Source organism: Brevundimonas sp., from assembly GCF_036405315.1.
GTDB lineage: Bacteria > Pseudomonadota > Alphaproteobacteria > Caulobacterales > Caulobacteraceae > Brevundimonas.
Window position 1 is genome coordinate 1 of the sequence record NZ_DASWXW010000052.1, and the last position, 4579, is coordinate 4579.

The following is a 4579-nucleotide window of genomic DNA, read 5'->3' on the forward strand; positions in this document are numbered from 1 at the left end:
CTTTCACGACGGATCATCATGGCAGCCACTCCCTCAGCTCCGCCCCCGGTCTTGCCGGTGGAACAGGCCGTCGAATACGCGGCTGAAACCGGGCACGTGCCCGCCAACGCGGCGTCGGCCGCCGCCGACCACGAAGCCGGCGGACTGCCGCAGTTCGAGTTCCAGCACTGGGCCGGGCAGGCCGTTTACCTGCTGATCCTGTTCGCTATTCTTTATGTGCTCATCGCCAAAGTCTTCGCGCCGCGTCTGCGCCGCGTGATCGACGAACGGGCCGAGACCGTTTCTTCGGCCGTCGCCACCGCGCGTTCGGTCCAGACCGAGGCCGTCGCCCAGGCCGACGCCGCCAAGGCCGAGCTTGAAAAGGCCCGCGCCGACGCCCGCGCCACCGCCGCCGGCGCCAAGGCCCGTATCGCCGCTGAAATCCAGGCCCGTCAGGCCCAGGAAGAAGCCGCTGTCGCCGCCCGCGTCGCCGAGGCCGAGAAGGCCATCGCCGCCACCCGCGACGGCGCCATGGCCCACGCCTCGGCCATCGCCTCGGACACCACCCGTGCGATCGTCGAGCGTCTGACCGGCAAGGCCCCGACGGCCGCCGAGGCCGACGCGGCCGTCAAGGGAGCCGCCTGATGAACATGTTCTTCGATCCCCACTTCTGGGACGTCAAAACCAGCGCCGAACTGTGGGTGCTGGTCGGCCTGATCATCTTCATCGCCATCGCCGTCATGGCCGGCGCGCCGCGCATGGCCGCCAAGGCCCTGGACGGCAAGGCCGCCAAGATCCAGTCGGAACTGGACGAAGCCGCTCGCCTGCGCGCTGAAGCTGAAGCCATGCTGGCCCAGATCCGTCAGGAAAAGGCCGAGGCCGAGGCGCAAGCCGCCGAGATGCTGGCCGCCGCCGAAGCCGACGCCAAGCGTCTGGAAGCCGAAGCCAAGGTCCGCATCGAAGAAGGTCTGGCCCGTCGTCAGGCCCTGGCCGAGCGCCGCATCGCCCAGGCCGAGGCCCAGGCCACGACCGAGGTCAAGGCCGCCGCCGCCGACCTGGCCGCCAAGGCCGCTCAGGACATCCTGGCCGCCCGCCTGGCCGGCGCCAAGTCGGACCCGCTGATCGACGCCGCCATCAGCCAGATCGGCGCCAAGCTGAACTGATCGCGGTCACAGCGACAAGCACATCAGGCCCCGCCGGCGACGGCGGGGCCTTTTGCGTTTCAGCGGAGCGCCGCAATCAGTGAGCGGGCGCGCCGTGGATGAAGCCGGCGCGTTTTTCGCGAGCCAGCAGTCGGGCGAAGACATTGCCCATCACCCCGCCGAAGATCATGTGGGTGATCAGCATCCAGGCGAAGGTGCCGAACCCGGCGCTGCCGGAGAAGGTGCGCGGATCGCCCATCATGGTGATGATCAGCATCATCGCCACCCAGGCGGCCACGGCGAAGAGGATGCCGCGGGTTTCGGGCGTCTTGGTCGGCAGACGTTCGTAGAGGAGCGCGAACAGCGGCCCCATGACCAAGGAGCCGATGACGAAGTGGATGGCCCACCCCGCCGCCAGGTTGTCGCCGAGCAGAAACATGCGGGCGACGATTTCGGGGAAGGGGTCGAAGACCTTGGCGAACAGCAGGTTCACCGCCTCAAGAATGGAAACCGCGACGGTCGCAATGAAGCCGGCGGCGATTCCCTGTTTTACGCGTGACATCATGAGAAAAGCGCCTCCCAACGCCATCTGCTTTTGACTACGCGAGAGGAAGCATACGCCGTTCGGCGCAAACGCGATCGCACCGCCGTTCACGTTACCGTGTGCGGTGAAGCGTCGCTGTCAGCGGAACAGTCTGCGGAAGGCGCGGCGGGTCCGCTTGCGGGCCCGGATCAGCAGCCGCGAGGGGCGGCGGCGCAGCATCACCTTCTCGGCCCGAAGGGCCTGCTGCCAGAAGACCGGGGCGATCTCGGGCTTTTTCCGCATCAGACGGCGGAAGGGATAGACCCATTTGGGCCGAGCGTGCTGGGCGCGGATGAACTGGCGCTTGGCCCACCACGAGTTGCGCAGCAGCAGCACCAGACCCACGGCGATGACCGGCACGCCGCCGGGGCCGGGCAGGGGGGCGATCAGGACGCCCGCGCCGATGATCAGGAAGCCCAGGGCCATCATGCCCCACCGCTTCGCACGACGCAGCAGTCCGGGCCTCTGACGAGGCCGGCTCTCGGCGCGGAAGGGGGTCAGGACCAGGGTCACAGGCGCCACGGACGGGTGAGGAGGACGACAGCCTTGGGAGGCGGCTGCCAGCCTATCCTAGACACGGGCGACAAGGCCGAACCGTGGCGCGGGGGTGAAGCTTTCGTAAGAGGGGCCTGAAAAGCAAAACGCCGTGTCCCTGAGGACACGGCGCTTCACTTCAGACCGGGATCGGCCGCCTACTCGGCGGCGATGTTGGAGCCTTCCGGCGCCGACCAGCGCAGACGCGGCGAGCGCGCGGCGCGGGTCTCGTCCAGACGCCGCAGAGGCGCATGGAAGGGGGCGCCCTTGAAGCGGTCGACGTCGCCGGCTTTCGCCGCCTCGGCCAGCAGACGCATGGCGTTGATGAAGCGGTCCAGCTCCTGCTTGGATTCAGTCTCGGTCGGCTCGATCAGCATGGCCCCGTGGACGACCAGGGGGAAGTACATGGTCATCGGGTGGAAGCCCTCGTCGATCATCGCCTTGGCGAAGTCGAGCGTGGTGATGTCCGTGCCCTTCAGCCATTCGTCGTCGAACAGGGCCTCGTGCATGCACGGACCCTCGGGGAAGGCCGGGCTCATCAGGTCCTCGAGGCGGGCCTTGATGTAGTTGGCGTTCAGGACGGCGTCCTCGGCCACCTGACGCAGGCCGTCCGAGCCGTGGCTCATCATGTAGGACAGGGCGCGCACATACATGCCCATCTGGCCCTGGAAGGCGCACAGGCGGCCAAAGGCGTCCTTGGCTTCGTCTTCCTCACGCTCGACCAGCTTGTAGCCGTCGCCGGTGTTCACGACCCACGGAGCGGGCGCGAACGGGGCCAGGGCTTCGGACAGCACGACCGGACCAGCGCCCGGACCGCCGCCGCCGTGCGGCGTCGAGAAGGTCTTGTGCAGGTTGATGTGCATGGCGTCGACGCCCAGGTCGCCCGGACGCACGCGACCGACGATGGCGTTGAAGTTGGCGCCGTCGCAGTAGAAGTAGGCGCCCGCCTCGTGGGTCAGGCGGCTGATCTCCAGGATGTCGCGCTCGAACAGGCCGCAGGTGTTCGGGTTCGTCACCATGATGGCGGCCACGTCCGGACCCAGCTTGGCGGCCAGGTCGGCCACGTCCACGCGACCGTCGTCGGTCTGGGCGACCTCGACGACCGAATAGCCGACGAAGGCGGCGGTGGCCGGGTTGGTGCCGTGGGCCGAGGTCGGCACCAGCACCTTGCGGCGCTGCTCATGCTCGCCCTTGGCTTCGTGGGCGGCGCGGATGGCCATCAGGCCGCACAACTCGCCGTGGGCGCCGGCCTTGGGCGACAGGGCCACCGCGGGCATGCCCGTGAGCGTCGTCAGCCAGTGGGCCAGACTATCCATGAGTTCGAGCGCGCCCTGCACCGTCGACTGCGGCTGCAGCGGGTGGATGTCCGAGAAGCCGGCCAGACGCGCCATCTTCTCGTTCAGGCGCGGGTTGTGCTTCATCGTGCACGAACCCAGCGGATAGATGGCCAGGTCGATGGCGTGGTTCTTCTGGCTCAGGCGCACATAGTGGCGCATGGCCTCCGGCTCGGACAGGCCCGGAAGCCCAATGGGGTCCTTGCGGACCAGGTCGCCCAGGTCCGAACCGTCCGTGGCGGGCTTGGGCAGGTCGACGCCGGTCTTGCCCCAGCCTTCGCCCTCGAAGATCAGGGCCTCGTCCTGCAGCAGACCGCGCGCGCCCGTCAGGGTCGGGTGCTTGTAGTCGTTGTCCGGCAGGGCGTTCGGGGTGGTCGGACGGCCGACAGTGTTCATCGTGCTCATGATTCCAAACTCCCCTTAGGCGGCCAGAACCTTGGCGAGCGTAGCCGCCAGGATCTTGATGTCGGCGTCCAGCGTCGTCTCGGTGGCGGCGACCAGCAGGACGTCGTCGAGGCCCGCTTCCGGGTTCAGACGGCTGTAGGGCACGCCGGCCAGGATGTGATGGTCGGCCAGGGTCTGGACGACCTCGGCGGCGTTCTTGGGCAGCTTGACCGCGAACTCGTTGAAGAAGCGCGGGGTCAGGACCTCGACGCCCGGAATGGCGGCCAGGGCGTCGCGGGTGGCGAGCGCCTTCTCGTGGTTGAGCAGGGCCATCTGACGCAGGCCCGTCTCGCCCAGCAGGCTCATGTGGATGGTGAAGGCCAGGCAGCACAGGCCCGAGTTGGTGCAGATGTTCGACGTGGCCTTGTCGCGGCGGATGTGCTGCTCGCGCGTGGACAGGGTCAGGACGAAGCCGCGACGGCCGTCGGCGTCGACGGTTTCACCGCAGTAGCGGCCGGGCGTCTGGCGCAGCAGCTTCTCGCGGGTGGCGAACAGGCCGATGTAGGGGCCGCCGAAGTTCAGGGCGTTGCCGATCGACTGGCCTTCGGCCGCGACGATGTCGG

The 4579-nt window shown here is 68.4% G+C and carries 6 protein-coding genes; 2 read left to right on the top strand and 4 right to left on the bottom strand.

All coding sequences use genetic code 11. The annotated features are described in order from the left end of the window. The first annotated feature begins 18 nt into the window (after positions 1–18). Both VGE49_RS03195 and VGE49_RS03200 read left to right on the top strand, forming a co-directional pair. The gene (locus VGE49_RS03195) at positions 19–624 is read left to right on the top strand and encodes a F0F1 ATP synthase subunit B family protein (protein WP_331033138.1); all 606 of its coding nucleotides are present in this window, start codon (positions 19–21) and stop codon (positions 622–624) included. After that, complete coding sequence (locus VGE49_RS03200; protein ID WP_331033139.1) at positions 624–1142, top strand: F0F1 ATP synthase subunit B; 519 nt, start codon at positions 624–626, stop codon at positions 1140–1142. Before VGE49_RS03195 ends, VGE49_RS03200 begins: the two co-directional genes overlap by 1 nt. Before the next feature lie 76 nt (positions 1143–1218). Here VGE49_RS03200 and VGE49_RS03205 read toward each other — a convergent pair whose 3' ends face one another. The 4 genes from VGE49_RS03205 to VGE49_RS03220 form a co-directional block, all read right to left on the bottom strand. Continuing rightward, positions 1219–1686 (bottom strand): DUF6789 family protein, encoded by a 468-nt coding sequence (locus VGE49_RS03205; RefSeq protein WP_331033140.1) that lies wholly within the window; start codon positions 1684–1686, stop codon positions 1219–1221. Positions 1687–1803: 117 nt separating this feature from the next. After that, positions 1804–2226, bottom strand: coding sequence for a hypothetical protein (locus VGE49_RS03210; RefSeq protein ID WP_331033141.1), 423 nt, complete (start codon positions 2224–2226; stop codon positions 1804–1806). Positions 2227–2396: 170 nt separating this feature from the next. Then, the gene (gene gcvPB / locus VGE49_RS03215) at positions 2397–3977 is read right to left on the bottom strand and encodes an aminomethyl-transferring glycine dehydrogenase subunit GcvPB (RefSeq protein ID WP_331033142.1); all 1581 of its coding nucleotides are present in this window, start codon (positions 3975–3977) and stop codon (positions 2397–2399) included. A gap of 15 nt (positions 3978–3992) precedes the next feature. Further along, a partial coding sequence (locus VGE49_RS03220; RefSeq protein WP_473964831.1) for a PLP-dependent aminotransferase family protein occupies positions 3993–4579 on the bottom strand: 587 nt, incomplete at its 5' end.

What these genes read in the sequence shown, in the direction of transcription:
- VGE49_RS03195 (WP_331033138.1), top strand. Translation starts at nt 19, where the DNA reads ATGGCAGCCACTCCCTCAGCTCCGCCCCCGGTCTTGCCGGTGGAACAG.
- VGE49_RS03200 (WP_331033139.1), top strand. Translation starts at nt 624, where the DNA reads ATGAACATGTTCTTCGATCCCCACTTCTGGGACGTCAAAACCAGCGCC.
- gcvPB (WP_331033142.1), bottom strand. Translation starts at nt 3,977, where the DNA reads ATGAGCACGATGAACACTGTCGGCCGTCCGACCACCCCGAACGCCCTG.
- VGE49_RS03205 (WP_331033140.1), bottom strand. Translation starts at nt 1,686, where the DNA reads ATGATGTCACGCGTAAAACAGGGAATCGCCGCCGGCTTCATTGCGACC.